Source organism: Rhodococcus shunpengi (assembly GCF_048381395.1).
Lineage (GTDB): Bacteria > Actinomycetota > Actinomycetes > Mycobacteriales > Mycobacteriaceae > Rhodococcus.
Genome location: NZ_JBLWIU010000012.1, coordinates 366,973 through 391,810, shown reverse-complemented (window position 1 = coordinate 391,810; position 24,838 = coordinate 366,973). Strand labels below are relative to the sequence as shown.

26 protein-coding genes are annotated in these 24,838 nt (G+C 67.2%); 19 read left to right on the top strand and 7 right to left on the bottom strand.

What is annotated here, in order from left to right; genetic code table 11:
- Positions 1-70 precede the first annotated feature (70 nt).
- The 3 genes from ACNJ7K_RS07050 to ACNJ7K_RS07040 form a co-directional block, all read right to left on the bottom strand.
- A complete protein-coding gene (locus ACNJ7K_RS07050; RefSeq protein WP_120280890.1) occupies positions 71-1,354 on the bottom strand; it encodes an ABC transporter substrate-binding protein in 1,284 nt (427 codons plus the stop codon).
- 157 nt (positions 1,355-1,511) lie between these two features.
- Entirely contained in the window at positions 1,512-2,585 is a 1,074-nt protein-coding gene (locus ACNJ7K_RS07045; protein ID WP_060652503.1) for an ABC transporter ATP-binding protein, read from the bottom strand.
- Positions 2,586-2,632: 47 nt separating this feature from the next.
- Positions 2,633-4,087 carry an alanine/glycine:cation symporter family protein gene (locus ACNJ7K_RS07040; RefSeq protein ID WP_120280891.1) on the bottom strand — a complete coding sequence of 485 codons (1,455 nt, stop codon included), beginning with the start codon at positions 4,085-4,087 and terminating at the stop codon, positions 2,633-2,635.
- A 97-nt stretch (positions 4,088-4,184) separates the two neighbouring features.
- Here ACNJ7K_RS07040 and ACNJ7K_RS07035 point away from each other — a divergent pair, with 97 nt between their 5' ends.
- From ACNJ7K_RS07035 to ACNJ7K_RS06980, 12 genes are all read left to right on the top strand, one after another.
- The gene (locus tag ACNJ7K_RS07035) at positions 4,185-4,994 is read left to right on the top strand and encodes a DUF2786 domain-containing protein (RefSeq protein ID WP_033098495.1); all 810 of its coding nucleotides are present in this window, start codon (positions 4,185-4,187) and stop codon (positions 4,992-4,994) included.
- Positions 4,991-5,518: a TIGR04338 family metallohydrolase gene (locus ACNJ7K_RS07030; RefSeq protein ID WP_120280892.1), complete on the top strand. Its 528-nt coding sequence runs from the start codon at positions 4,991-4,993 to the stop codon at positions 5,516-5,518. The genes ACNJ7K_RS07035 and ACNJ7K_RS07030 overlap by 4 nt, the downstream gene beginning before the upstream one ends.
- 297 nt (positions 5,519-5,815) lie before the next feature.
- Entirely contained in the window at positions 5,816-6,499 is a 684-nt protein-coding gene (locus ACNJ7K_RS07025; RefSeq protein WP_120280893.1) for a hypothetical protein, read from the top strand.
- Positions 6,500-6,504: 5 nt separating this feature from the next.
- Complete coding sequence (locus ACNJ7K_RS07020) at positions 6,505-7,875, top strand: SRPBCC family protein (protein ID WP_487041411.1); 1,371 nt, start codon at positions 6,505-6,507, stop codon at positions 7,873-7,875.
- On the top strand, positions 7,872-8,282 hold the full coding sequence (gvpJ, locus tag ACNJ7K_RS07015; RefSeq protein ID WP_024102484.1) for a gas vesicle protein GvpJ: 411 nt from the start codon (positions 7,872-7,874) through the stop codon (positions 8,280-8,282). The genes ACNJ7K_RS07020 and gvpJ (ACNJ7K_RS07015) overlap by 4 nt, the downstream gene beginning before the upstream one ends.
- Entirely contained in the window at positions 8,282-9,094 is an 813-nt protein-coding gene (locus ACNJ7K_RS07010) for a GvpL/GvpF family gas vesicle protein (protein WP_120280895.1), read from the top strand. The genes gvpJ (ACNJ7K_RS07015) and ACNJ7K_RS07010 overlap by 1 nt, the downstream gene beginning before the upstream one ends.
- A gap of 2 nt (positions 9,095-9,096) precedes the next feature.
- Positions 9,097-9,351: a gas vesicle protein GvpG gene (locus ACNJ7K_RS07005; RefSeq protein ID WP_016693989.1), complete on the top strand. Its 255-nt coding sequence runs from the start codon at positions 9,097-9,099 to the stop codon at positions 9,349-9,351.
- A gap of 4 nt (positions 9,352-9,355) precedes the next feature.
- Positions 9,356-9,652: a gas vesicle protein GvpO gene (gene gvpO, locus ACNJ7K_RS07000; RefSeq protein ID WP_016693990.1), complete on the top strand. Its 297-nt coding sequence runs from the start codon at positions 9,356-9,358 to the stop codon at positions 9,650-9,652.
- A complete protein-coding gene (gvpJ, locus tag ACNJ7K_RS06995; RefSeq protein ID WP_016693991.1) occupies positions 9,649-10,047 on the top strand; it encodes a gas vesicle protein GvpJ in 399 nt (132 codons plus the stop codon). The genes gvpO and gvpJ (ACNJ7K_RS06995) overlap by 4 nt, the downstream gene beginning before the upstream one ends.
- Positions 10,040-10,828, top strand: coding sequence for a GvpL/GvpF family gas vesicle protein (locus ACNJ7K_RS06990; protein WP_120280896.1), 789 nt, complete (start codon positions 10,040-10,042; stop codon positions 10,826-10,828). Before gvpJ (ACNJ7K_RS06995) ends, ACNJ7K_RS06990 begins: the two co-directional genes overlap by 8 nt.
- On the top strand, positions 10,825-11,052 hold the full coding sequence (locus tag ACNJ7K_RS06985) for a gas vesicle protein (protein ID WP_487041410.1): 228 nt from the start codon (positions 10,825-10,827) through the stop codon (positions 11,050-11,052). Before ACNJ7K_RS06990 ends, ACNJ7K_RS06985 begins: the two co-directional genes overlap by 4 nt.
- Entirely contained in the window at positions 11,049-11,342 is a 294-nt protein-coding gene (locus tag ACNJ7K_RS06980; protein ID WP_016693994.1) for a gas vesicle protein K, read from the top strand. Before ACNJ7K_RS06985 ends, ACNJ7K_RS06980 begins: the two co-directional genes overlap by 4 nt.
- Before the next feature lie 10 nt (positions 11,343-11,352).
- On the opposite strand, the gene ACNJ7K_RS06975 is transcribed toward ACNJ7K_RS06980, so the two are convergent.
- Positions 11,353-12,489, bottom strand: coding sequence for an acyl-CoA dehydrogenase family protein (locus ACNJ7K_RS06975; protein WP_487041409.1), 1,137 nt, complete (start codon positions 12,487-12,489; stop codon positions 11,353-11,355).
- Positions 12,490-12,499: 10 nt separating this feature from the next.
- Complete coding sequence (locus tag ACNJ7K_RS06970; RefSeq protein ID WP_487041408.1) at positions 12,500-13,669, bottom strand: acyl-CoA dehydrogenase family protein; 1,170 nt, start codon at positions 13,667-13,669, stop codon at positions 12,500-12,502.
- A 102-nt stretch (positions 13,670-13,771) separates the two neighbouring features.
- Between ACNJ7K_RS06970 and ACNJ7K_RS06965 the strand changes: the two genes are divergently transcribed.
- The 4 genes from ACNJ7K_RS06965 to ACNJ7K_RS06950 all read left to right on the top strand — a co-directional run bounded on the left by ACNJ7K_RS06965 (position 13,772) and on the right by ACNJ7K_RS06950 (position 18,669).
- Positions 13,772-14,398: a TetR/AcrR family transcriptional regulator gene (locus ACNJ7K_RS06965; protein ID WP_159417147.1), complete on the top strand. Its 627-nt coding sequence runs from the start codon at positions 13,772-13,774 to the stop codon at positions 14,396-14,398.
- Between the two features lie 10 nt (positions 14,399-14,408).
- Entirely contained in the window at positions 14,409-15,203 is a 795-nt protein-coding gene (locus ACNJ7K_RS06960; protein WP_159417146.1) for an LLM class F420-dependent oxidoreductase, read from the top strand.
- Positions 15,204-15,228: 25 nt separating this feature from the next.
- A complete protein-coding gene (locus ACNJ7K_RS06955) occupies positions 15,229-16,461 on the top strand; it encodes an alpha/beta fold hydrolase (protein ID WP_487041407.1) in 1,233 nt (410 codons plus the stop codon).
- Positions 16,462-16,590: 129 nt separating this feature from the next.
- The gene (locus tag ACNJ7K_RS06950; protein ID WP_487041406.1) at positions 16,591-18,669 is read left to right on the top strand and encodes a PhoX family protein; all 2,079 of its coding nucleotides are present in this window, start codon (positions 16,591-16,593) and stop codon (positions 18,667-18,669) included.
- 61 nt (positions 18,670-18,730) lie between these two features.
- Here ACNJ7K_RS06950 and ggh read toward each other — a convergent pair whose 3' ends face one another.
- Both ggh and ACNJ7K_RS06940 read right to left on the bottom strand, forming a co-directional pair.
- Positions 18,731-20,068, bottom strand: coding sequence for a glucosylglycerate hydrolase (gene ggh / locus ACNJ7K_RS06945; RefSeq protein WP_487041405.1), 1,338 nt, complete (start codon positions 20,066-20,068; stop codon positions 18,731-18,733).
- Between the two features lie 105 nt (positions 20,069-20,173).
- The gene (locus ACNJ7K_RS06940) at positions 20,174-21,343 is read right to left on the bottom strand and encodes an LLM class flavin-dependent oxidoreductase (RefSeq protein ID WP_487041404.1); all 1,170 of its coding nucleotides are present in this window, start codon (positions 21,341-21,343) and stop codon (positions 20,174-20,176) included.
- A 166-nt stretch (positions 21,344-21,509) separates the two neighbouring features.
- On the opposite strand from ACNJ7K_RS06940, the gene ACNJ7K_RS06935 reads away from it, so the two are divergent.
- Genes ACNJ7K_RS06935 through ACNJ7K_RS06925 form a run of 3 tightly spaced genes read left to right on the top strand, consistent with a single transcriptional unit; the run spans position 21,510 to position 24,800 of the window.
- The gene (locus ACNJ7K_RS06935) at positions 21,510-22,826 is read left to right on the top strand and encodes an MFS transporter (protein WP_487041403.1); all 1,317 of its coding nucleotides are present in this window, start codon (positions 21,510-21,512) and stop codon (positions 22,824-22,826) included.
- Positions 22,827-22,860: 34 nt separating this feature from the next.
- On the top strand, positions 22,861-23,775 hold the full coding sequence (locus tag ACNJ7K_RS06930; RefSeq protein WP_120280905.1) for a spermidine synthase: 915 nt from the start codon (positions 22,861-22,863) through the stop codon (positions 23,773-23,775).
- A 44-nt stretch (positions 23,776-23,819) separates the two neighbouring features.
- Entirely contained in the window at positions 23,820-24,800 is a 981-nt protein-coding gene (locus ACNJ7K_RS06925; protein WP_487041563.1) for a pirin family protein, read from the top strand.
- The last annotated feature ends 38 nt before the right edge of the window (positions 24,801-24,838 follow it).

The window sequence follows — 24,838 nt, the reverse complement described above, 5'->3', positions numbered from 1 at the left end:
ACCGCGGGGGCGTGTGGCGGATCCGCGGGATTGTCGACCTGCGGGTCAGCCATGTACTGCTCCTAGAGCATCAGTTGCCGGCGGTCTCGATGCCGGCCTGGGTGTCGTCCAGCGCCTGCTGGACGGTCTTCTCGCCACGGATCGCAGCGTAGGCGTTGTCGGCGATCGCCTTGGACACGGCCGAGTAGTAGGGCGACGCCGGACGCGGCTCGGCTGCCTCGAGGGCCTCCTTCAGCGTCGAGAAGTAGGGGTACTGCTCGAGGATCGAGGCGTCGTCGTAGACCTCGGCGAGAACCGGGGCGCCGCCCGCTTCCGCGTAGTACATCTGTGCCTGGCGGGTCTGCATGAACTCGAGGAAGTCGCGCGCGGTGGCGGGAGCATCCGAGAACGCGCTGATGCCGACGTTGTAGCCGCCGAGCGTCGAGACGCCGGGGCCGTCGACGCCGGGCAGGACGGCGATGCCGTAGTTGCCGGCGACCGATGAGCTCTCACCGTCGGTGTAGAAGCCGGGCCACGTGCGCAGGAACAGTGCCTCGCCGTTGCCGAAAGCGGTCTGCGACTCGCCCTCGGTGTAGGTCTGCGCGGCGGCCGGGATGATGCCGTCCTCGAAGTTGTCGACGATGAACTGCAGGCCTTCGGCCGTCTTGTCGTCGACTGCCGGGGTCAGGCCGTCCTCGGCGACGAAGGAGCCACCGAAGGCGTTGACGATCTCGGTGACGTTGACCGTCAAGCCCTCGTAGTTCTTGAACTGACCGATGTAGCAGGCGATACCCGCCTCCTCGGCCTTCGGGCACTCGGCCTTCAGGTCGTCCCAGGTCGCGGGGGCCTCGTCGACGAGATCGGTGCGGTAGTAGAGGAACGCGCCGTTGGTGTTCTTCGGGGCGGCGTACAGGGTGCCGTTGTAGGTGCCCGACTCGACGGTCGCGGGCAGCAGGCCCTCGGTGTCGATCGCCAGGTCGTCCTCGAGGGGGAGCAGCCAGCCGTTCGCGGCGAACTCCGCCGTGTTGGTGACGTCCACGGCGATGAGGTCGTACTCGTCGCTGCGGGCCTGCATCCGCTGGGCGATGTCGTCGTACTGGTCGTTGGCCTCCTTGGCCAGCGGCTTGAACGTCACCTGCTCGTCGGGATGCTCGGCGTTCCAGTCGGCGATGATGCTCTCGAGCGCCGCGTTCAGGGGATCCTGCCCCTCGACGATCGTGATCGGGCCACGGCCCTCACCGGAAGCAGCGGTACCCTCGCCGCCGGTCGAGGTGTCGTCGCCACCGTTGTCCGACGAGCAGCCCGCGAGAACGAGCGCGGTCGCGGCCGTCGCGGCGATCGCAGCCCTCCGCATCGCCTTCGTATTCAGAACCATCAACAACTCCCCATTTCGAGGTCGGAAAACACACGTCGGTGACCCAGGTGCACCGACACCGGCCACTACTGTGGCACGCAGCACCGGTAAAAGTCGGCATTCCGCCCATCCTGAATCGGTCGAGTGTCGACTCCGCAGACCGATCCCGGAGCGATGATCAGCCGATCCGCTTCCCGTCGGACGTTCCGAAGACGTGCACGTGTTCGGGGTCGAAGCGCAGGTACAGCCGGTCGCCCTTCTGCGGAGGGTTGCGCCAGTCGCTGCGGGCGACGATCTGCTGGACGATCCCGCCGACGTCGGCCCGGCCGTAGACGTAGGCCTCCGAGCCGAGCTCCTCGACCACGTCGACATCCATGGCCAGACCCTCGTTCGAGATCTCGAGGTGTTCGGGCCGGATCCCGAGCACGACCTCCTTCTCGGTGACCTGACCGACCACGTCGCGCGGCACCGGTACGTGGGTGTCGCCGATCATCGCGCCGCGGTCGAAGACCGGGAGGCGGAACAGGTTCATCGCGGGCGAGCCCATGAAACCGGCGACGAAGACGTTCGCCGGCTTGTTGTAGAGCACGCGCGGCGACGCGCACTGCTGCAGGATGCCCTTCTCGAGCACCGCGACGCGGTCACCCATCGTCATGGCCTCGACCTGGTCGTGGGTGACGTAGACGGTGGTGGTGCCGAGGCGGCGCTGCAGCTGCGCGATCTGCGTACGGGTCTGCACGCGGAGCTTGGCGTCGAGGTTCGACAGCGGCTCGTCCATGAGGAAGACCTGCGGCTGGCGGACGATGGCGCGGCCCATCGCGACGCGCTGACGCTGACCGCCGGACAGCGCCTTGGGCTTGCGGTCGAGGAACTGCTCGAGGTCGAGCATCTTCGCGACCTCGACGACCCGCTCGCGGATCTCGTTCTTCGGTGTCTTGGCCAGCTTCAGCGCGAAGCCCATGTTCTCCGCGACCGACATGTGCGGGTAGAGGGCGTAGTTCTGGAACACCATCGCGATGTCGCGTTCCTTCGGATCCTGCCCGGTGACGTCCTGGTCGCCGATGAGGATGCGCCCGCTGTGCACCTCCTCGAGACCGGCGAGCATGCGCAGCGAGGTCGACTTGCCGCAGCCCGACGGTCCGACCAGGACCAGGAACTCGCCGTCCTCGATCTCGAGGTCGAGCGCGTCGACCGCGGGCGTACTCGAGCCGGGGAACAGGCACGTGGCCTTGTCGAAGGTCACCGACGCCATCTCGAAGATCCTTTCCGAAGCGGTACACGCTCGTGCGGTAGGGGAATCTACCGTGCGTCGCTCGATCGGCTCTCGACCGGCGTGACGTCGTCGTCGTTCCACACCTGGATTCCGCGGACGCCCGGGACGTCACCGGCGCGGAAGACGGGGTCGCGACCCTGCTTGCGTTGCGCGCTGTAGTGATGGAACAACGCGTAGGCGATACCCGACAGCGGGATCAGGGCGATGAGGTTGACGGTGGCCATGATCCCCATGGCGAGGTCGGCCAGCGCCCACACCAGCGGCAGCGAGCCGATCGCCCCGAGGAAGACGCACAGCACGACCGCCGAGCGCAGATAGGGCAGGATGCGGCGCGATCCGGTGAGGAACTCCATGTTGGATTCGCTGTAGTAGTAGTTGCCGATCACCGAGGTGAACGCGAGGAAGAAGATCAGCACGGCGAGGAAGTGCACCGTCCAGTCGCCGAGCTGCAGCGCGAGCGCGTTCTGCGTCAGAGCGGCGCCCTCGAGACCGCTGCCGAATTCGGGCTCGGACAACAGGATGATGAAGGCCGTGATCGAGCAGACCAGCAGGGTGTCGAAGTAGACGCCGAGGCTCTGGACCAGGCCCTGCTTGACCGGGTGGGAGACCGCGGCGGCGGCGCCGGCGTTGGGTGCCGAGCCCATGCCGGCCTCGTTCGAGAAGAGACCTCGGCGGATGCCGTTCATGAAGGCGGCACCGAAACCACCACCGACGACCTCCTCGAGACCGAAGGCGTTCTCGACGATGAGGCGGAACATGGTGGGAACCTCGCCGATGTTGAGGACCACGACGATGATGCCGATGACCAGGTAGACGAACGCCAGGACCGGCACGACGATCTGGGAGACACCGGAGATGCGGCGGATACCGCCGAAGATCACCACGCCGACGATGAGGGCGACGACCAGGCCCACGATCACCTGGAGGGTCATGGTCTTCTCGCCGACGGAACTCGAGACGGCGTCGACGATCGAGTTGGTCTGCACCGCGTTGAACACGAATCCGTAGGTGATGGTGATGATGACCGCGAAGATCATGCCCATCCAGCGTTTCCGTAGCCCGTACTGCATGTAGTAGGCGGGGCCGCCGCGGAAGGTGCCGTCCTCGTCGCGCACCTTGTACAGCTGGGCGAGGGTGGACTCGAGGAAGGCGGTCGCCGCACCGACCAAGGCCATCGCCCACATCCAGAACACCGCGCCGGGACCACCGAGGCTGATCGCGATCGCGACACCGGCGACGTTGCCCGTTCCCACGCGGGAGGCGGCCGAGACGGAGAAGGCCCGGAAGGCGGACAGGCCCGGTTCTCCGTTGGGTTGTCTCTCGGGTTTCTCCACGATGGAACGCAGCATGTCGGGCAGGAGCCGGATCTGGATGAACCGGGAGCGGATCGTGTAGTACAGGCCCGAACCGATGAGCAGTGCGATCACCGCGTACCAGAACGTGTCGTTGATATCGGTGACGAAATCGACCGCAGTGTCCATCTGCACGATCTTGGTGGGTCGCGGGCGGTTTCGCAGGAATTTCGTGCGTGTTCCCGGTCTCGTGGGCGGAGTCGGTGCCGGGCTCTACGCTCGCTGGGTGAGTTCGGACAAGATGTTGAGTCGTATCGGCGGGTTGCTCCGCCAGGCGGAGTCCACCGACAACCCTCACGAGGCCGACGCCTTCCTCGCCGCGGCGCAGCGGCTCGCGACGTCCTCCTCGATCGATCTGGCGGTCGCGCGCAGCCACACGGCGGCGAAGGAACGCCGCGCGACTCCCGTGCAGCGACTGATCACCATCGGCGAGACGGGCAAGAAGGGACTGCGCACCTACGCCCAGTTGTTCATCGCGATCGCGGGAGCCAACGACGTGCAGTGCGACATCACCGCGAACTCCACCGTCATCTACGCCTACGGCTTCGCCGACGACATCGACGTGTGCGAGGCGCTGTATTCCTCTCTGCTCGTGCAGATGGTGCGGGCGTCCGACGCGTATCTGCGCGAGGGCACCTACCGGAACGAGACCACGGTGCGCACCGTCGTCGAGGAACGCGGCGGTCGCCGGGTGCGCACACGTGTGCGCAAGCCCGTTGCCGCGGTGACGGCCCGGCTGAACTTCCAGTCGGCGTTCGCCGCGCGCATCGGTGCCCGGCTGGCCGAGGCGAAGCAGGAGATCGAACGCGAGGTGGAAACATCCGCGCCCGGTACGGCGTTGGTGTTGCGTGGGAAGAGTCTGGAACTCCAGGACTTCTACCGCAGTACGTCGCAGGCACGGGGCAGTTGGCGGGGAAACCGGGCACCGTCGGCGCGCTCGGCCGATGCCCGGCGCGCGGGCGACCGCGCCGGACGTGCGGCACGACTGGGAACGGCACCCGAACTGCCGTCGGCTCCGAGGAGGCTGGAACGGTGACCAAGGTGCGCGATACCCGCAGAACCGCTGTGTACGAAGCGGAGTCGATCGTACGGAAGATGCTCGACCGCGCCGACGAGCGCGGTCTGCGGACCGTCGAGGTCGCCGGTTCCCACGTCACACTCCCGGTGGAGAGACGGTTCGCCTCCATCGCCTCGGTCCAGGACTACATCGACGCCGTGCTCGCCCTCGACTGGGTACGCGCCCGGTGGGAGCGCGCCGCCGTGCCGGTGCGCGTGCGGGCCCGTGCGGGCAACGCGGCCGCACACTACGAACGCGACTGCGCGACGATCGCTCTTCCCGAGCACCGGGCGAACACCGCGTGGGCGTTCCGCGAGATGGTGGTGTTGCACGAACTCGCGCACCATCTCGATCCGCAGGATCCCGACGACGCCACCGAGGGCGCCCACGGGCCGGCCTTCGTCGAACGTTTCCTTGCCCTCGTGGGCGAAATCATCGGTCCGGAAGCAGCATTCGCGTTGCAGGCGACAGGGATCGCCGCCCCGGTGCATCCGCGTCGATAGCCTCCGGTTTCCGAAACCCTTACCGGCTCGAGAACCTTTCTTTGGCATGCCCGCGGACGGCCGGGTGAGATCTGTAGCAAATTTCGTATCCTGCTGCATAACATACTGATTGGTACTTTCCGAGCCCGTCGTTCACTCCGGGATCCGCATGCCGACGAAGCATGCGAATCACGGTCTCGAGTGACGTACTGTGGTTTGCATCACACAAAGACGCGCGTCGGCTGCGTACCGTACCGAGACTTCCCCGGCCCCTTCCGAGCACGCCACACGACGCGCGGCATACGAAGGAGAACGGTGATGAAACCCGGAGCACGAGTCGCCCTCGGTGTGGGCATCGGATATTTCCTCGGCCGTACCAAGAAGATGCGGGTGGCCATGATGCTCGCCGGTGCCGGAATGACCGGCAAACTGCCCAGCAATCCGCAGGAACTCCTGCAGCGCAGCGCCTCGATGCTCGGCTCGTCTCCCGAGATCAACAAGATCACCGAATCCGTTCGCGGAGAACTCATGCATGCGGCTCGTGCCGCTGCCGTGACCGCGGCCAGCAACCGGATCGACGCCCTCAACGAACGTCTGCAATCCCGTGCGAGCGGTGGCGGCGGAGGGTCGGAGGAACCCGAGGACGCCGAATACGAGGACGAATACGACGAACCACGCGACGAGCAGGAAGGTCGCGGCAGCAAGCGTCGCGGCAACCGGAGTCGCAACGAGGAGCCGGATTACGACGAGACGGACGAAGAGGGTTCCGACGAGGAGGATTCGGGCGACGAAGAGGAGCCGGAGCCCGAGCGTCCCACACCGCGGCGCCGCGCAGCTCGGGCCACATCCCGTCCGCGGACTTCCCGCAGCAAGAAGACGGCCGACAGCGAAGACTCGGACGACTCGGAGGAGGCACCTCCGAAGCCGCGCAAGCGCGCAGCGCGTAGCACTGCGTCGTCCTCCTCCTCCGGTCGTGCGCCCGTACGTCGAACGAAGCGGTGAGAACGATGGCCAGGTTGAGCGATGTATCGGGCGGAGTCGCCGACGCGGTGGGCAAGGCCGGGAAGACCGCGACCGATACCGCCGGTAAGGCCGGCCGCACCGCCACGGACACGGCGGGGAAGGCCACGGGAGGATTGACCGGCGGGTTGCAACAGTCGTTGCAGGGTCTCGCGGGAACGGTCGCCCAGAACGCGTTGTCGAGCCTGTCCGACAGGGTCACCGGCACAACTGGACGATTACAGGATTACTCCGAGGGCAAGGGCGGGAACCTGGCCAGTGCACTGACCGGTGTCGACAAGCTTGCCGAGGGCGAGTCGCCGTTGAAAGCAGCGGCGAGCTCAGGCTTCGAGAATCTGAAGAACACCGCCAAGGACAAGTTCCAGGACGTCAAGGAGGCCGTCACCGGCGGCGGCGGAGGCAAGGGCGGGGGTGGCAAGAAGCTCAAGCTCACCAACATCGTCGAGAGCATCGACGTGGGCGTGCCGATCGACCTCGCCTACGACCTGTGGACTCAGTTCGCCGACTGGCCGAAGTTCATGAAGAAGGTCGAACAGGTCGAACAGGTCGAGGACGAGAAGCTCAATTGGACCGGCAAGGTGTTCTGGTCGCGCCGGAACTGGGAGTCCACGATCCTCGAACAGGTGCCGTTCGAACGGATCGTGTGGCGTTCCAAGGGCGGCAAGGGTTACATCGACGGCGCGGTGACCTTCCACGAGCTCACACCCGATCTCACCCGGATCCTCATGGTCCTCGAGTACCACCCCCGGGGCCTGTTCGAGCGCACCGCGAATCTGTGGCGGGCGGTCGGTCGCCGGTCCCGCCTGGAACTCAAACATTTCCGGCGCTACGCCATGACCGAGGCCGTACTGCATCCCGACGACATCGTCGGCTGGCACGGCGAGATCCGTGAGAGCGAGGTCGTCAAGGACGACGAGACCGCGCGTCAGGAGGAAGAGGAGCGGGAGCAGGAGGACGCCCGCGAGAACGGCGAGGAGGGGGACGAGGGGGAGACCGACACCTCCGGTGACGAGGACGAGATCCGCGACGAGGACGAGGATTTCGAGGAGGGTGAACCGTCCGAGGACGAATACGAAGAGGAGTCGCCCGAGGAGGAGGATCTGCGGGAGGAGGACGAAGGCGACGAGGAGTCGGCCGAGGACACAGGCGACGAGGAGTCGCCCGAGGATGAGGAGGATCTCGAGGACGAGTATCCCGAAGAGGAGGACGAGACCGAGGAGGACGAGTCCTCCGACGAAGAACCCGACGACGAAGAGGACGAGCCCGAACCGCCTCGGAAACGTGCGCCCGCCAAGCGGACCCGGGCGACGAAGAGCACCGGTACGCGCTCGTCCCGCTCGAGAGGATCCCGGTCATGACCATCCAACCTGCAGGGGGCGGCGGGGGCGGCGGCGGGGGCGGTATGGCCCGTCCCAACTCGTCCGGCCTCGCCGACGTCATCGACACCATCCTCGACAAGGGCCTCGTCATCGACGCGTTCGTGCGTGTCTCGCTCGTCGGTATCGAACTGCTCACCATCGACGCCCGCGTCGTCGTGGCCAGTGTCGACACCTATCTGCGTTTCGCGGAAGCGGTGAACCGGCTCGAGATCTCCGACAACGAGCCGAAGGGCCTTCCGGATCTCGTCGGCGACATCACCTCCGGTGGTTCCAAGCACAAGACGAAGGGCGCGCTCGAGGCTGCGGGGGAGAAGGTCAGTGAGTTCCTCGGGGACGTCCAGGAGCAGCGGCAGCCCGCTCGACGATCACGCAGGGGTGAGGACTGATGTCCACCGAACAGACCGAACGACCCGAGCAGGGCGACAGCGACGAAACCGCCACGACCACTGCGGTCTACGTCTACGGCATCGTCCCGTCGGATGTGGAACCGGAGGAGCATGCGGAAGGGGTGGGCAATCCGCCGGCCGAGGTGTCGGTGGTCAAGTCCGGTCGCATTGCTGCGCTGGTGAGCGAGATCCCGACCGATCGCGCTCTCGGCACACCGGACGATCTCAAGGCGCACGCCGCGTTGCTCGACGGGACCGTGGCGGTCGCCCCCGTGCTCCCGCTGAGATTCGGTGCCGTCCTCACCGACCGGGATGCGGTGGCCGCGGAGTTGCTCGAGGGGAACGAGGACGAACTCGCCTCGGCCCTCGACCAACTCGACGGTCTCGCACAGTTCGTCGTGAAGGGACGGTACGACGAGAGGGCGATCCTGCAGGAGATCCTCGAGGAGAACTCCGAGGCGGCGCAGTTGCGGGAGCAGATCCGCGGCCAGTCCGAGGACGCGACCCGCGAGGCCCGGATGGCGCTCGGGGAGATCATCAACGCGACGATCGAGGCCAAACGGAACGAGGACACGCGCCGCACGGTCGAGGCTCTGTCCTCTCTCGACCCGATGGTCAACGAGCGGCAACCCACGCACGAGCAGGATGCCGTGCACATCGCCGTCCTCGTCGAACTCGAGCGGCAGGACGAACTCGAACAGGCCCTGCAGGAACTGGGTCGGGAATGGGAGGACCGGGTCGAGATCTCGTTGCTCGGCCCGATGGCGGCCTACGACTTCGTGGCGAAATCCGATCCCGGCGAAGGAGGTTGACGATGGGTCTGCTGACCTCCCTGCTCACGCTGCCCCTCGCTCCCGTCAAGGGAGTGATGTGGCTCGGAGAGATCATCCAGGAGCAGGTCGAACAGCAACTGCACGATCCCGCCAACGTGCGGCGCGAACTCGAGCAGATCGAGGAAGCGGCGGAGGCGGGCGAGCTGACGCCCGAGGAGAAGGACGAGGCGCAGCAGGCCGTGCTGAACCGGATGATCTCCCGGGGTGGATCCGGCCCCGCCGAGGGAAAGGAGTGATCCCGTGGCGCAGGACACCGGTCCGCCCGCGATCTCGGCGGCCGAGGCCGCATCGGCGGCTCTCACACATCTGAAGGAACTGACCTCGAAGGAAGTTCAGGGGGTCACCTCCGTCGAACCCACCGAGGACGGATGGGTCGTCGAGGTGGAGGTCGTGGAGGACAGACGGATTCCGTCGTCGGCCGACATGCTCGCGCTCTACGAGGTGGAGGTCGATCTGGACGGGAATCTGCTCGCGTACCGGAGGACCCGGCGTTACGGACGCGGCAGCAGCGACATCGGTGCGAGGACCGGGTCATGACGGTGGTCGGTGGGGGTGGCGGCACGTCGTCGCCGCAGCCCTACGGGGGTGGAGGACGGTCGACCAATCTCGGCGACATCCTCGAGCGTGTCCTGGACAAGGGTTTGGTCATCGCCGGCGACATCCAGGTGAATCTGCTCGACATCGAACTGCTCACGATCAAGCTCCGCCTCGTCATCGCATCGCTCGAGACGGCCAAGGCCGTCGGGATCGACTGGTGGGAGAGCGATCCGTGGTTGACGAGCAAGGCTCGCGCACCCGAGGTCGATTCGAGCCGGGCAGAACTCGAGCTGGAGAATCGGCAGCTGCGCGAGCGGTTGGCTGCACTCGAGGCCCGAGCGGAGGAACTGGAGCCGGAAACGGCGGAGATCGTGGACGAGGAGGACCGTGACTGACACGACCGGGATCTGGATGTACGCCGTGACCGACGGGACGCTCGTCGGCCACGAGACCGAGGGCGCCTCCGGTGTCGCTGGTGAGCAGGTCCGCACGGTGCAGGAGGGCGGACTGACCGCCGTGGTCGGAACGGTGCCCCTGGACGATTTCGGCGAGGCCGCGCTGGCACGCAATCTCGAGGACCTGGACTGGCTGGAAAGAGTGGCCCGCGCCCATGATTCGGTCGTCGCCGGATTGGCACGTCACGTCTCCGTGGTACCCCTGCGACTCGCGACCGTCTGCCTCGACGACGAACGGGTCCGGGCCCTGCTCACCGAGCACCGGGAGCAGTTCTCGTCTGCACTCGCGCTCGTGACGGGTCGAACCGAATGGGGGGTCAAGGCGTTCGCCGATCGCAAGGCGCTGACCGCGGCCGCCGCCGAAGCGCAAGCGGAGGGAGCGGGTTCCGGCACGGGCACGGCCTATCTACTGCGCCGGCGTGCGCAACTGGCAGCACAGGAGAGTGTCGAACGCGATGCGGCCGAACGCGCCGCCGATATCCACGAGCGGTTGCTGCGCGTGTCGGCCGCGGGTCGCCGGAGCGCGCCGACCGATCCGGCACTGAGCGGCAGCCACGAGTGGATGCTGCTCAACGGGACGTATCTCGTCGATGACGACCGGACGGACGAATTCCGCTCCGAGGTCGAGGAACTCGGGTCGCTCAATCAGGGGATCAGGCTCGAGACGAGCGGTCCGTGGCCGCCCTACTCGTTCGCCGGAGCAGAACGGATCTCGCCGTGAGGTACGCCGACGGATCGGTGGACGAGGAACGGCGGATCGCTCTGATCGATCTGCTGGATCGGGTGCTGTCCGGCGGCGTGGTCATCACCGGCGACATCACGCTGTCGATCGCGGAGATCGATCTGGTGCGGATCTCGTTGCGCGCGTTGATCTCGTCGATCAGTACCCTGTCGCTGCCCGGGGTCGACGTTCCCGTTCCGCTTGGGGCCCGGGAGGGTTCGTGAGCGAGCCGGTGAACTTCCCGTCGCGTATCGACGCCGATCCCGAATCCGTGGAGCGGGGTCTGGTGACGCTGGTGCTCACGCTCGTCGAACTGCTCCGGCAGCTGATGGAGCGTCAGGCCCTGCACCGCATGGATGCAGGGGATCTCAGCGACGAGCAGATCGAACGGCTCGGCACGACACTGATGCTGCTCGAGCAGCGCATGGGCGAACTGCGCGACCATTTCGGGCTCACCCCCGAGGATCTCAACATCGATCTCGGTCCGCTGGGGACACTGCTGCCCCGGGAGTGAGCCCGATCGGTCACATTCCGGCGATCTCCACGAGCTCGTAGTCCTTCACGCCACCGGCGAGCACCCGCAGGTGGTCGTCCATGGTACCGAGGGTGTGCTCGATCGCGGTCAGGCGGCTCAGGTAGTGGCCGATGGAGTGCTCGGCGGTGACACCGATACCGCCGTGCATCTGCACGGACTCCTGGCCGATCTTCCGAGCGGACCGGCCTACCTGCAGCTTGGCGCGCGAGGCGATGGTCGGGTCGACGATGCCGTCGGCGAGGGCCATGGTCGCGTACAGGCTCATGCTCGACGCCAGCTCGTACAGCACGTACATGTCGGCCGCACGGTGGGTGAGTGCCTGGAACATCGACAGCGGCACACCGAACTGCTTGCGCTGCTTGAGATAGCCCGTCGTCAGCTGCACCGAGGAGTCGAGGGCACCGACCGCCTCGGCGCACAGTGCCGCCTGCGCGTGCACCTGCGCCGCGGTGATGGCGGCGGACGCGTCGGCCGCCTCACCGAGCGGGGTGGCCGCGACGTCGTCGAGCACGAGCTGCGCACCGCGACGCTCGTCGTGGGTGCGGTACGGCGTGCGGACCAGACCATCGGCCGATGCGTCGACGACGAACAGTCCGACGCCACCCTCCGGGAGCTTCGCGGAGACGATGAAAGTGTCGGCACAATCACCGTGCAGCACAGGGTTCTTGCGGCCGGAGACGGTCCAGGAGTCGCCGTCGCGCGCCGCGGTGGTGGCCACCTCGGTGTGCGGCCAGCGGCTGCCCGGCTCGTCGTGCGCGAACGCGAGGAGCACGGTGCCCTCGGACAGCCGCGGCAGGATGTCGGAGCGCTGCGCGTCGGTACCGACCTCTGCGACGAGCCGGCCGGGCAGGTAGACGCAGTCGAGCACGGGCTCGGGTGCAAGGGCGCGGCCGATCTCGGTCATGACGGCCATGACCTCCACGGGCCCGGCTCCCATGCCGCCGTGTTCCTCCGCGAAGGGCAGGCCGAGCACGCCGAGTTCGGCAAGCTGCTTCCACACGTCGCGATTCCAACCCAGGTCACTTTCGGCCACCCGGTTGCGCGACTCGACGTCGTACGCGCCGGAGAGCAGGTCGCGGACGGTCGCGCGGAGCATGTCCTGTTCGGTGTCGAGTTCGAAATTCATGTCCGGGGCCTCACAGTCCGAGAATCGAGGAAGCGATGATCGAACGCTGTACCTCGTTCGACCCGCCGTAGATGGTGACCTTGCGGTTGTTGAGGTAGGTCGGCATCGTCAGCTGCGCCCAGTCGGGCGAGTCGATACCGACCTCGCCAGCGGGCAGCGAATCGGGGCCGGCGATGTCGACGAGCAGTTCGGTCGCGGCCTGCTGCAGCTCGGAGCCGCGCATCTTGAGCAGCGACGATGCCGGGTTGGGCTTGCCGTCGGCCGAGCCGGCGACGACGCGCAGCTGGGTGAGCTCGAGAGCGAGCAACTCGTTCTCGAGTTCGGCCAGGCGTGCCGCGAAGATCGGGTCGTCGAGCAGCGAGCCGCTGCCGTAGCGGGTCTCGGCCGCGAGGGACTTCGCCCGCGCGAGCTTGACCTTGGTGGCGCCGACCCGGGCGATGCCGGTGCGCTCGTTGCCGAGCAGGAACTTCGCCTGAGTCCAGCCGGTGTTCTCCTCACCGACGAGGTTCTCGGCGGGAACGCGCACGTCCTCGAAGAAGACCTCGTTGACCTCGTAGCCACCGTCGATCAGCTTGATCGGACGGCGGGTGACGCCCGGGGTGTCCATCGGGAAGAGCAGCATCGAGATGCCGGCCTGCTTCTTCGCGTTCGGATCGGTGCGGACGAGGCAGAAGATCCAGTCGGCGTGCTGCGCGAGCGTCGTCCACGTCTTCTGCCCGTTGACGATGTAGTCGTCACCGTCGCGGACGGCACGGGTCTTGAGGGACGCGAGGTCGGAGCCGGCCTCGGGCTCGGAGAATCCCTGGCACCACCAGATGTCGAGGTTCGCGGTGGCGGGGAGGAAGCGTTCCTTCATCTCCTGCGAACCGAACTGCGCGATGACCGGGCCGATCATGGAGGCGTTGAACGGCAGCGGGTCGGGCACCGACGCGAGCTGCAGCTCGCTGAGCCAGATGTTGCGCTGCATCGGCGTCCAGTCCTGACCGCCCCATTCGACGGGCCAGTTGGGAACGGCGAGGCCGCGCGAATGCAGGATGCGCTGGACAGCGACGTAGTCGTCCTTGCCCAGCGGGGTGCCGGAGGCGGTCTTCGCACGCACTTCGGCGGGGATCTCGGTGGTGAAGAAGGTGCGCAGTTCGTCGCGGAACGCACGCTCCTCCTCGGTGAGCTTCAGGTTCATGGAGGGGCCTTCCAGGGATGCCGGCGCCGTAGCGCTTCTCGCGATTCCAAACTAACCTTACATTGTTAGCTCGTCCAGGCCGGGCCGGAAGGAGGACGATGGATGGCGCGCCCGCGCACGCCTCTGCTCAGCCGTGAACTCATCCGCGACGTCACGCTGCGACTCGTCGACGAGCACGGCCTCGACGCCGTCTCGATGCGTCGGATCGCCGCCGAACTGGGTGTTCGCGCCCCGTCGCTGTACAGCCACTACGCCACCAAGGAGGAGCTCCTCGACGACATCGCCGACGCCATCGGCGAATCGGTCGACGTCAGCGGGTTCGCCGAGGACGACTGGCAGGAAGCGCTCCGACGTTGGGCCCGCACCTACCGGGACGCGCTCGCCGCGCACCCGAACATGGTGCCCTTCCTCGCCGCGAGCCCCGGCACTCGGCCCGTCTCCCTCCAGGCGTCCGATGCCATCCACGGCGGCCTCACCCGCGCCGGCTGGCCGCCCCGCTTCGCGACGATGATCGGTGCCTCGATCAAGTACATCGTCATCGGCTCCGCGATCACCTCGTTCGCGGGCGGATTCGACGATCACATCGACACCTACAACGAGCGGTATCCGCATCTGTCGCAGGCGCATCGGCTCCGTGAGTACGCGGCCGAGATCGACGCCGAGAGCTTCGACCTCGTTCTCGAGTCCTTCCTGCGGGAACTCGGGCGACGATACGAGATGTTGCCTTAACGTGGATCCCATGACGCGCCCCCTTCGCATCGGACTCCAACTACAGCCCCAGCAGCAACCCGATTACGGGGTCATCCGCGACACCGTGCTCCGCGCCGAGGATGCCGGCGCCGACATCGTGTTCAACTGGGACCACTTCTACCCCCTCTACGGCGATCCCGACGGCGCGCACTTCGAATGCTGGACGATGCTCGGCGCATGGGCCGAACAGACCGAACAGGTGGAGATCGGCGCACTCGTCACCGGCGGCGGGTACCGAAACCCCGATCTGCTCGCCGACATGGCCCGCACCGTCGACCACATCAGCGGCGGGCGGCTCATCCTCGGCATCGGCGCGGGCTGGTTCGAGCGGGACTACGACGAGTACGGTTACGAATTCGGCACCAAGGGCTCCCGGCTCGCCCTGCTTGCCGAGTACATGCCTCGCATCGTCAACCGACTGGGCAAGCTGAACCCGCAGCCCACCCGGCACATTCCCATCCTCATCGGTGGCGGCGGCCCGAAGAAGACACTGCCGATGGTCGCGAAGTACGCCGACATCTGGCACAGCTTCGGTGAGCTGGAGACCCACGCCGAGAAGTCCGGGATCCTCGCGCAGCGCTGCGCCGAGACCGGTCGTCGCCCCGAGGACATCGAACGCTCCACCTCGTGGCCCGGTGCCGAGGCCGCACCGTCCTATGTCGATCTCGGTATCACGCAGTTCACTGTGGGTGTCGGTGGTCCCGACTACGACCTCACCGAACTGCGTGAAGCGATCGCATGGCGCGACGAGAACTCCGCACCGCCGCTGACAGGGCTCAGCTGATCATCGTCAGTATCATCGGTGGTGCATGTCGAACGCACCATGGTTACCGCCCTGCACCGCCGACGACTGGGACGACGGTCGTCGGCGGCGACGTCTCCGCGACACCCGCACCGGTCATCACTGGGTGCGGTTCGGCCGGTTCCGACGAGTCCTCGCGCGCACGGCCGTCGCGGCGCTCCCGCTCGTCGCCCTGTTCACCCAGTACTGGGCGTGGGACGTCGCGCCGGTCCGTGAGCGACTCGCTCTCACGCAGCCGCAACTACATCCGATCCACGACGCGGCGGCGCGGGAGGACCGCGACACGGCGGTCGTCGACCTCGTGGGCCTGGGCAATCTCGACGCGACCGAGACCGCCACGGCACTGCCCGCACTGAGCGAACTCGGGCAGGTGTGGGCGGTCGAGTACGACAACAGCGGTCTCGACACCGCCGTCGTCAGCCGCCTGATCCACGAACGTGCGGTATGGTCCGGGATCGAGAACATCGTGCTCACCGGGCACAGTATGGGTGGGATCATCGCTCTCGAGGTCGCCCAGCACCTGTATCAGGACACCCCACTCGAGGTCACCGGCGTCATTCTGGACTGCACTCCGCTGGACCTGCACGCTGTCCGGGCCGACGCACGTGACGCCGGCGAGGACCTGTTGCGTTGGATCGGCTGGCTGCCCGGCGCGCGGGAGAGCCGCAGCATGCGCATGCTCGTCGAGGTCGTCGCCCGCATGGACCGTTTCGTGCTCCCTTCGGACCGGTGGTACCGCCGTATCGACACCGAAGAGTTGCGCGACGTCGCGGTCGAGGTGCTCAACGACAAGATCTTCTCCACCGACGCCGCGAGCAACGGGCTGATCGAGTCGCAGTTCCGGGCGATCGTCGCCTCCGGTGCGATCGACAACCTGCGGGCGCTCGCCGACGAACGCGACGACAAGATCCGTCCCGCCATAGCGTTCCTCCGGCCACGGAATGCCATGGCCGACAACGTCGTCGACGTCGAGTACAGCCACCGCATCCTGATCGACCAGTCCGGCGGTGTCGACGGCACGCTGCTGGTGTCGAAACTCGATCGCACCGGACACGCCAATCCCATCCAGGCCCCTGCGGAATACAACACGGCGATCACGAACCGGGTGGTGCCCTTCGTCGACGGCAGGCCCGGCCGGGTCGAGGACGACGAGGAGGCGCCACCGGACGACGAGTTCTTCGATGACGACCGTCCCGAGGTCCGGCCGATCGTGGATCTCGACCGCATCGCTCCGGGCTGACCTCGGCCCGTTCTGTGACCGCCGTCTCACGGCCGCCGAATGCTCATCGGGTGTTCACCTTCTCGTTCCGTCCGACTCGCCTGACGCTCCTACGGTTCCGGCGTCGAACCGATTTCCGAGGAGAACGTTGTGGCCCGTAGAGTCCTGCCCTTGTTCGTCACGCACGACGGCATATCGTCGCGCTCGAACATCACGTGCAAGTACAAGTGCGGGGATGCCTGTTCGCACGCCGTCCCGAACACCTCCCGCGGTGAATATTTCGGCGACATCGTGCGCGCGGCCGTCTCGCGTCGCGGGGTCCTGCGGGGCGGTGCCATGGCCGTGCTCGCCGTCGGCGCCGGTGGCGTTCTGACGGCCTGTGCGGACGATTCCGCCGCGGCCGCCGGTAGTGACGCGGGGGCGGCAGGCGACCTCGGGCCGGTGCCCGACGGCACGAACTTCACAGCGGTCGCGCCGAACACCGATGACGCGGTGACGGTTCCGGAAGGATACGAGAACGACGTCGTCATCCGGTGGGGCGATCCGGTGCTGCCCGATGCACCGGCCTTCGACATCGGCAACCAGACGGCGACCGCGCAGGAGAAGCAGTTCGGGTTCAACAACGACTTCGCCGGTCTGCTCCCGGTGGACGGCCGACCCGACACCTACCTGCTCGTCGTCAATCACGAATACACCACCGAGCCCTTCATGTTCGCCGACTACGACGCGGACGACCCCACCGAGGAGCAGATACGCACCGGCATCGCCGGTCACGGACTGTCGGTCGTCCAGGTGAAGGGCGAGACCGGGACCGGCCGCCTGACACCGGAATTCGGCGAGTACAACCGTCGTATCACCGGAACCACCGAGTTCCTCCTCACCGGTCCGGCCGCGGGCAGCGACCTGCTGAAGACCACCGCCGACCCGACGGGCACGCGGGTCGCGGGGACGTTCAACAACTGCGCCGGCGGGCTCACGCCGTGGGGCACCGTGCTGTCGGGCGAGGAGAACTTCAACCAGTACTTCGCCAACGCCGAGAGTGTGACCGACCCCGTCGTCGCCGAACGTCTCGCCCGGTACGGACTCGAGGGCGCGGAAACCGAACGGAAGTGGGAACGATTCGACCGGCGCTTCGACATCGCCGCGGAACCCAACGAGGTCAACCGGTTCGGGTGGATCGTCGAGATCGATCCGTGGGACCCGAATTCGGTGCCCGTCAAGCACACCGCACTGGGACGGTTCAAGCACGAGGCGGCCACCGTCCACATCACCGACGACGGCACTGTCGTGTCGTACAGCGGTGACGACGAACGCTTCGACTACATGTACAAGTTCGTCTCGTCGCGGAAGATGCAACCCGGGAACTCGCGAGCGGCGATGCGGCACAACATGACCCTGCTCGACGCCGGCACGCTCTATGTCGCGAAGCTCAGTGGCGACCATCCGGACGAGATCGACGGATCCGGAACGCTTCCCGAGTCCGGCGAGTTCCGCGGCAGCGGCGAGTGGATCCCGCTGCTGCGCGCGAACGAGGACGGCAGCGCCGAGTCGCTGGTCGACGGCATGAGCGCCGAGGAGGTCGCGGTGTTCACCCGCCTCGCGGGCGACCGGGTGGGGGCGACGAAGATGGATCGCCCCGAGGACTTCGAACCGAATCCGGTCACCGGCAAGGTCTACGTCGCACTCACCAACAACACCAAGCGCGGCGTCGACGGCGCCGCCCCGGCCGACGAGGCGAATCCACGCGAGAACAACAAGAACGGTCAGGTCCTCGAGATCGACGACGACCATGCGGGTACGTCCTTCACGTGGACGCTGCTGCTCGTGTGCGGGGACCCGAACGAGGCCGACACCTATTTCGGCGGCTTCGACAAGTCGCAGGTCAGTCCGATCTCGTGCCCCGACAACCTGGCCTTCGATTCGTACGGCAACCTGTGGATCTCCACCGACGGCAATGCACTCGGCTCCAACGACGGATTGTTCAGCGTCGTCCTCGACGGACCGCGCCGCGGTGAGACGAAGCAGTTCCTCACCGTGCCGATCGGCGCCGAGACGTGCGGGCCGATCGTGCAGGACGGCCGGGTCGTGGTGTGCGTGCAGCATCCCGGGGAGACGGACGACGCGTCGTGGGCATCGCCGGCCTCGCACTGGCCCGACGGCGGCGACTCCCAGCCGCGTCCTGCCGTGGTCGCGGCGTGGAAGTCCGACGGCGGACGTATCGGGGTCTGACACCTCGTGCGTGGTTTCGGTGGCGCTCGCTACGGCGCTCGCTACCGGAACCACGCACAGGTCATCCGAGCCAGTCCAATACCGCTGCGGCGGTCCACGACTGCTGCATGCTGCCGAGCGGGTCGCCGGTGAACGGCTCGTAGTACTCGGCGAAGGTGCCGTCGCTCGCTTGCCGGAGTCCTTCCGCACGAAGCACGTTCGCGCGTTCGGCCCAGCCGCGACGGGCGAACGCCCACGAGAACAGCCACGTCATCACGGGCCACACCGGTCCGCGCCAGTACTCGCGGGGACGGAAGTCGCCCGAGACGGGAGACGTCGACGGCGGTACCGCATAGCGAAGATCCGGATGCCCGCAGAATTTCGGCCCTTCGAAGGTGCGCAGCAGTGCCCGCTCGGTCTGCCGGTCGAGGCCACCGCACAGCAGCGGAGCGAACATCGCGAGAGTGTCGGTGGCGACCCACTTCCCGCTGCGCAGGTCGAAATCCTTCGCCGCGCCCGTCCGCGGATCGGTCGTGGCGATCACGCCCTTCCGGAACCGTTCGGCCCACGAATGCAGCTCGCGCACATCCGCGTTGGGACGGGAATGCTCCTCACCGATGGTCGCGAGCACCTCGCACGACAGCGAGAACACCGCGCTGACGAAGACGTCCTCGACCGCGAAGCTCATGGCCTTCGCGAGCACGCCGTCCTCGTAGCGCGCCGTCTTCATCTCCTCGAGCAACCACAGATAACGCGCGTATTCACGGTCGGTGGGTCGCTGGGTGGCGTCGGCGACGTGCTCGAGATCCTCGCGATGGAAGGGCGGCACCGGACCGGCGATGACGTTGGCGTACGCCGTATCCCAGCGCGGGGAGTTGTCCATGCCCGACTCCCACCCGTGGTACAGCGCGATACGGCCGTTGCCGTCGAGATCGCGCGCGTGCGCGAGCCAGCGGTGCCAGCGCACCAGATCCGCCCACCGGCGATCCAGGAACTCCTCGGCGACAGCACGTGTCGAGCGGCCGTGCCGTCGCGAATGCTCGAGGATGCGCTGCACGGCGATGGCGTGCACGGGAGGCTGGGTAATGCCCGAGGTCTGCACCTGGGCGGGTGCGTGCGCGGCCAGCTCGGAGACCGCCCAGCGCGCCGGGCCGGGGAAGTAGCCGTCGACACCGTTGGCGAAGACGATGTGCGGGATCATCCCGTTCTTCCACTGCGCCGAGAGCAGGGTGTCGAGTTCGACCACCGCCCGTTCGACACTGAGCGGCGCGAGCCCCACGGCGACGAACGCCGCATCCCAACTCCACATGTGTGGATAAAGCTTGGGAGCGGCACTCGTCATGGTGCCCAGGTCGTTCCCACGCAACAGGTACGCCGCGCGTGCGGCGAGCTGTGTGGACGTGAATCCTCGGTCCGGCATGGCCCCCATTCTCTGCGCTGCGGACGGATCCGCACGACGAGGGCCGCAGCTGTAACAGCGCCGACACATTTCGTGCCGGCGCTGTACCGAGCTGACGGATGGTGGTCAGTGAGCCGAGGGCAGGAAGGCCGTCGAACCCGACAGGTCGCCCGCTCGACGGGAGGCCGGTGCGAGCAGGCCACGACGCTCGAGGATCGGGCGCACGCCCTCACCGAAGCGGTAGGCCTCCTCGAGATGCGGGTGGCCCGACAGCACGAAGTGGTCGAGACCGATCTCGGCGTACTCGGCGATACGGTCGGCGACCTCCTCGTGGGAACCCACGAGCGCGGTGCCCGCGCCACCACGGACCAGACCGACACCCGCCCACAGGTTGGGGGCGACCTCGAGGCTGCGGGCGTCCTTGCTCGCGGCGTAGGCGCTGCCGCCACCGTGCAACTCGACCATCCGTCGCTGACCTTCGGAACCGGAACGGGCCAGACTCTGCTGGGCCTTCTCGATCGTCGCGGGGTCGAGCGCGGAGAGCAGGCGATCGGCCTCGGCCCAGGCCTCCTCGGAGGTGTCGCGGCTGATGACGTGCAGGCGGATGCCGTAGTCCAGGGTGCGGCCCTGGATGTCGGCGAGGCCGCGGATCCACGCGATCTTGTCGGCGACGGCAGCCGGCGGCTCACCCCACGTGAGGTAGGTGTCGCAGAACTGCGACGCGACGGTGCCCGCGGCGGGAGAGGACCCGCCGAAGAAGAGCGGCGGCACCGGATCGGGGATGCGCTGGAGTTGGGCGTTCCGAACCTGGATGTACTCGCCCTCGAAGTCGACCGGGCCGTTGCCCGCCCACAGGCGCTTGATCACGTCGAGGTATTCGCCGCAGCGCGCGTAGCGCTGATTCTTGTCGAGGAAGTCGCCGAAGGTGCGCTGTTCGTGGTCCTCTCCGCCGGTGACGACGTTGAGGAGCAGGCGTCCCTGCGACTGCCACTGGAAGGTCGCGGCCATCTGCGCGGCCAGCGTGGGGCTGATGAGCCCGGGGCGCAGTGCGACGAGGAACTTGAGGGTCTCGGTGGTGTCGATGAGCATCGCCGTCGTCAGCCACGCATCCTCGCACCACGCGCCGGTGGGGGTGAGGACCGATTCGAAGCCGCTCGACTCCGCAGCGGCGGCGATCTGGTTCAGGTAGCGCAGCGTCGCCGGACGATCGCCCGACATCGAACTGCCGTGGCCTCCTGCCATGAGGTTTCGCGAGTCGCCGTAAGTAGGCAGGAACCAGTGCATATGCAGAGACAAGACGAAGTCCTCGAGTCGACGACAGGCAAGCGTGATGTCCAGGAGAACAGCCCCGGAGGGTGCCCGGCAACATTTGCGATCAGCATGATCGGAACCCGTGCGTGAAGGCGGCGGGCGTGGTTAGCGTCGCCGGGTTGCACGCTGTCCACCACCGGGAATCGAGTCCATGACCACGCTGTCACAGCCCAGTTCCGCACCCGAGTCCGATCTCGATCGCCGCAAGAGACTACGCACTGTGGTCGCGGCGAGTCTGCTCGGTACGACGGTCGAGTGGTACGACTTCTTCCTGTACGCGACGGCCGCGAGCCTGGTGTTCAACCAGCTGTTCTTCCCCGACCAGAGTTCGTTCGTCGGCACGATGCTGGCCTTCGCGACCTTCGCCGTGGGTTTCGTGGTCCGCCCCATCGGCGGTGTCGTCTTCGGCCACATCGGTGACCGGATCGGACGCAAGAAGACCCTCGCGCTGACGATGTTCATCATGGGCGCCGCCACCGCGCTGATGGGCATCCTGCCCACGTATGCGCAGGTGGGTGTGGTCGCACCGATCCTGCTGCTCCTGCTGCGCATCCTGCAGGGCTTCGCTCTCGGTGGTGAATGGGCCGGGGCCGTCCTGCTCGCCGTCGAGCACAGCCCGGAGAAGAAGCGCGGCCTGTTCGGCAGCATCCCGCAGGTGGGCCTCGCGCTCGGTCTCGCGTTGGGCACCGCGGTCTTCGCGGCCCTGCAGGTGATCTTCGACGAGCAGCAGTTCCTGTCGTACGGCTGGCGGATCGCATTCCTGCTCAGCCTGGTCCTCGTCGCCGTCGGTTTCGTCGTGCGTCTGAAGGTCGACGAGACCCCTGCCTTCCGCGAGGTGCAGGAACTCGCGAAGAAGTCGTCGGCTCCGCTCGTGGACGTCTTCCGACCCGGCGTGCGTCGCAGCACCGTCCTCGGTCTGCTGTCGCGGTGGGGTGAGGGCGCGGCGTTCAACACGTGGGGTGTCTTCGCCATCACCTACGCCACCAACGACCTCGACTTCGCCAAGGTGCCGGTGCTCCTCGTCGTCACCCTCGCCGCGCTGGTCATGGCCGCGCTGCTCCCGGTGTCGGGCACGCTGGTCGACCGGTTCGGCGCGAAGCAGATCTACACCGTCGGCATCGCCGCCTACGGCATCGCGGTGTTCCCGACCTTCGCCCTGTTCGGCACGAACAACCTGTTCTGGTTCGCCGCCGCGATGATCCTCGTGTTCGGCGTCGTCCACGCCCTGTTCTACGGCGCGCAGGGAACGTTGTACGCGAGCCTGTACCCGGCGGAGATCCGCTACACGGGCCTGTCGGTCGTCTACCAGTTCTCCGGCGTCTACGCGTCGGGCATCACCCCGATGATCCTCACCGCGCTCATCGCCGTGGCCGGCGGTCCCTGGCTCGCCTGCGGTTATCTCGTCCTCACCTCCGTGATCAGCGTCGTGGCCACCTCGATGATGCGCAAGGAGGACCTCCGCCTCTGATCGGACACCGGGTGGCCGGTACTAGGCTCGTCGTATGAGCAGGCAACGAGGTGGCCGCGCCGCATCGTCGCCGCGCAAGGAGAAGACGGGTGCACCGGGCGGCCCGGTCGAGGGGTTGTACGACATCGACACGGGTACGTGCGAGCTCGTCAAGGACCGCTATCTCGCCGACGGATGGGTACTCGAGATCAACGGGGTGCCCAGTTCGCACATCGACCTGAGCGATCCGGCCCTGCTCGAGTTCGAGTACATGCGGTGGATCGCGATGCTCGTCGAGAGCAGGTTCGAACGCGACTCGAGATTGCGCGTGCTGCACCTCGGTGGGGGTGCGTGCACGATGGCGCGCTACTTCGCCGCGGTCTACCCCGACGCTCGGCAGGTCGTCGTCGAGATCGACGGCCGCCTCGCCGAACTCGTCCGCCACTGGTTCGATCTGCCCCGCGCCCCGTTGCTGCGCATCCGGGTGGGGGAGGCCCGCCAGGTCCTCACCTCGCTCTCCGACGCGAGCCGCGACGTGATCGTGCGGGATGTCTTCGCCTACAACCGCACTCCCGTCGCACTCACGACCCTCCAGTTCACTCAGCACGCCCGGCGCGTGCTCGCACCCGGTGGTGTCTACGTCGTCAACTGCGGCGACTTCCGCGACCTGACCGTCGCGAAACGCGAGGCCGCGACGATCGGTGAGGTCTTCGAACACACCGTGATCATCGCCGACCCCGCGATGCTCAAGGGACGTCGCTACGGCAACGTCGTCATCGCCGGCAGCGACCTGCCGCTCGGTGACTCCCCGGCCCTGGCCCGCGACCTGCTCGGCGGGGCCGTCCCCGCGCAGATCCGACTGGGTGACCAGGTCGAGAAGTTCGCCGCCGGGGCGCGCGTGCTCGACGACAGCGAGGCCATCACACCGCCCGGAACAAAGAGCACGGGCACGGAGTTGCACGGGTCATGACGTCAGCAGCCCCTACTCCGGTACTCCAGGTCTTCCGGCTCGGTATGCCCTGGCAGACGATCGATCCCTTCCTGTTCGTCGCACACCACGTCGACGCGTATCCGGCGGGCAACGACGAACTCGGACCCGACGCGTCGCTCGACGGCCGCCCGCTCGGCCAGGACTTCGGCAACCCTGCGGGCTGGAGCATGTACCACGGCACCACCGTCCCGGGATTCCCCGGCCACCCGCACCGCGGCTTCGAGACGGTCACCTTCGTCCGCTCGGGGTTCGTCGACCACTCCGATTCGGTGGGTGCGGCGGCGCGTTTCGGTGAGGGCGACACGCAGTGGCTCACCGCCGGCAACGGAATTGTCCACAGCGAGATGTTCCCTCTGCTGAACGAGGATTCGGACAATCCCCTCGAACTGTTCCAGATCTGGCTGAACCTGCCCGCCGAGTCGAAGACCGTCGACCCGCACTTCTCGATGCTGTGGAACGAGGACACCCCCACCGTGACGGTCGCGGACGAGGACGGGCACACCGCCTCCGTCCGCGTCATCGCCGGTGAACTCGACGACGCGACTCCGCCGCCGCCCCCGCCGAATTCGTGGGCGTCCCGACCCGGCACCGACGTGGCGATCTGGAACATCGACCTGTCGTCCGGTGCGCGCTGGGAACTGCCGGTCGCGCGCGGTGAGCAGACGCAGCGGGTCCTCTACGTGTACAACGGTTCCCCCGTGCGGATCGGCGATCGGACGATCGAGTCCGGGCACGGGGTCGTCGTCGACGCGTCGGTACCGGTGCACCTCACCGGCGGCGACGAGGGCACGCAGATCCTGATGCTGCAGGGTCGCCCGATCGGCGAACCCGTCGTCTCGTACGGCCCGTTCGTGCTCAACGACGAGGCGGGCGTCCGGCAGGCGTTCGAGGACTACCGCCGCACCGGATTCGGTGGATGGCCCTGGGACAGCGACGGTCCCGTGCACGAGCGCGACGCCGGCCGGTTCGCGCGGTATCCCGACGAGAAGCTCGAGCAACGCTGACCGCGTGCGCAGATCCTGTCGAGCTCCGGCGGGATCTG

Coding starts and splice junctions, on each gene's coding strand:
- ACNJ7K_RS07050 (WP_120280890.1), bottom strand. CDS start 1,354: ATGGTTCTGAATACGAAGGCGATGCGGAGGGCTGCGATCGCCGCGACG.
- ACNJ7K_RS07045 (WP_060652503.1), bottom strand. CDS start 2,585: ATGGCGTCGGTGACCTTCGACAAGGCCACGTGCCTGTTCCCCGGCTCG.
- ACNJ7K_RS07040 (WP_120280891.1), bottom strand. CDS start 4,087: ATGGACACTGCGGTCGATTTCGTCACCGATATCAACGACACGTTCTGG.
- ACNJ7K_RS07025 (WP_120280893.1), top strand. CDS start 5,816: ATGAAACCCGGAGCACGAGTCGCCCTCGGTGTGGGCATCGGATATTTC.
- ACNJ7K_RS07020 (WP_487041411.1), top strand. CDS start 6,505: ATGGCCAGGTTGAGCGATGTATCGGGCGGAGTCGCCGACGCGGTGGGC.
- gvpJ (WP_024102484.1), top strand. CDS start 7,872: ATGACCATCCAACCTGCAGGGGGCGGCGGGGGCGGCGGCGGGGGCGGT.
- ACNJ7K_RS07010 (WP_120280895.1), top strand. CDS start 8,282: ATGTCCACCGAACAGACCGAACGACCCGAGCAGGGCGACAGCGACGAA.
- ACNJ7K_RS07005 (WP_016693989.1), top strand. CDS start 9,097: ATGGGTCTGCTGACCTCCCTGCTCACGCTGCCCCTCGCTCCCGTCAAG.
- gvpJ (WP_016693991.1), top strand. CDS start 9,649: ATGACGGTGGTCGGTGGGGGTGGCGGCACGTCGTCGCCGCAGCCCTAC.
- ACNJ7K_RS06975 (WP_487041409.1), bottom strand. CDS start 12,489: ATGAATTTCGAACTCGACACCGAACAGGACATGCTCCGCGCGACCGTC.
- ACNJ7K_RS06970 (WP_487041408.1), bottom strand. CDS start 13,669: ATGAACCTGAAGCTCACCGAGGAGGAGCGTGCGTTCCGCGACGAACTG.
- ACNJ7K_RS06965 (WP_159417147.1), top strand. CDS start 13,772: ATGGCGCGCCCGCGCACGCCTCTGCTCAGCCGTGAACTCATCCGCGAC.
- ACNJ7K_RS06960 (WP_159417146.1), top strand. CDS start 14,409: ATGACGCGCCCCCTTCGCATCGGACTCCAACTACAGCCCCAGCAGCAA.
- ACNJ7K_RS06955 (WP_487041407.1), top strand. CDS start 15,229: ATGTCGAACGCACCATGGTTACCGCCCTGCACCGCCGACGACTGGGAC.
- ggh (WP_487041405.1), bottom strand. CDS start 20,068: ATGCCGGACCGAGGATTCACGTCCACACAGCTCGCCGCACGCGCGGCG.
- ACNJ7K_RS06935 (WP_487041403.1), top strand. CDS start 21,510: ATGACCACGCTGTCACAGCCCAGTTCCGCACCCGAGTCCGATCTCGAT.
- ACNJ7K_RS06930 (WP_120280905.1), top strand. CDS start 22,861: ATGAGCAGGCAACGAGGTGGCCGCGCCGCATCGTCGCCGCGCAAGGAG.
- ACNJ7K_RS06925 (WP_487041563.1), top strand. CDS start 23,820: ATGCCCTGGCAGACGATCGATCCCTTCCTGTTCGTCGCACACCACGTC.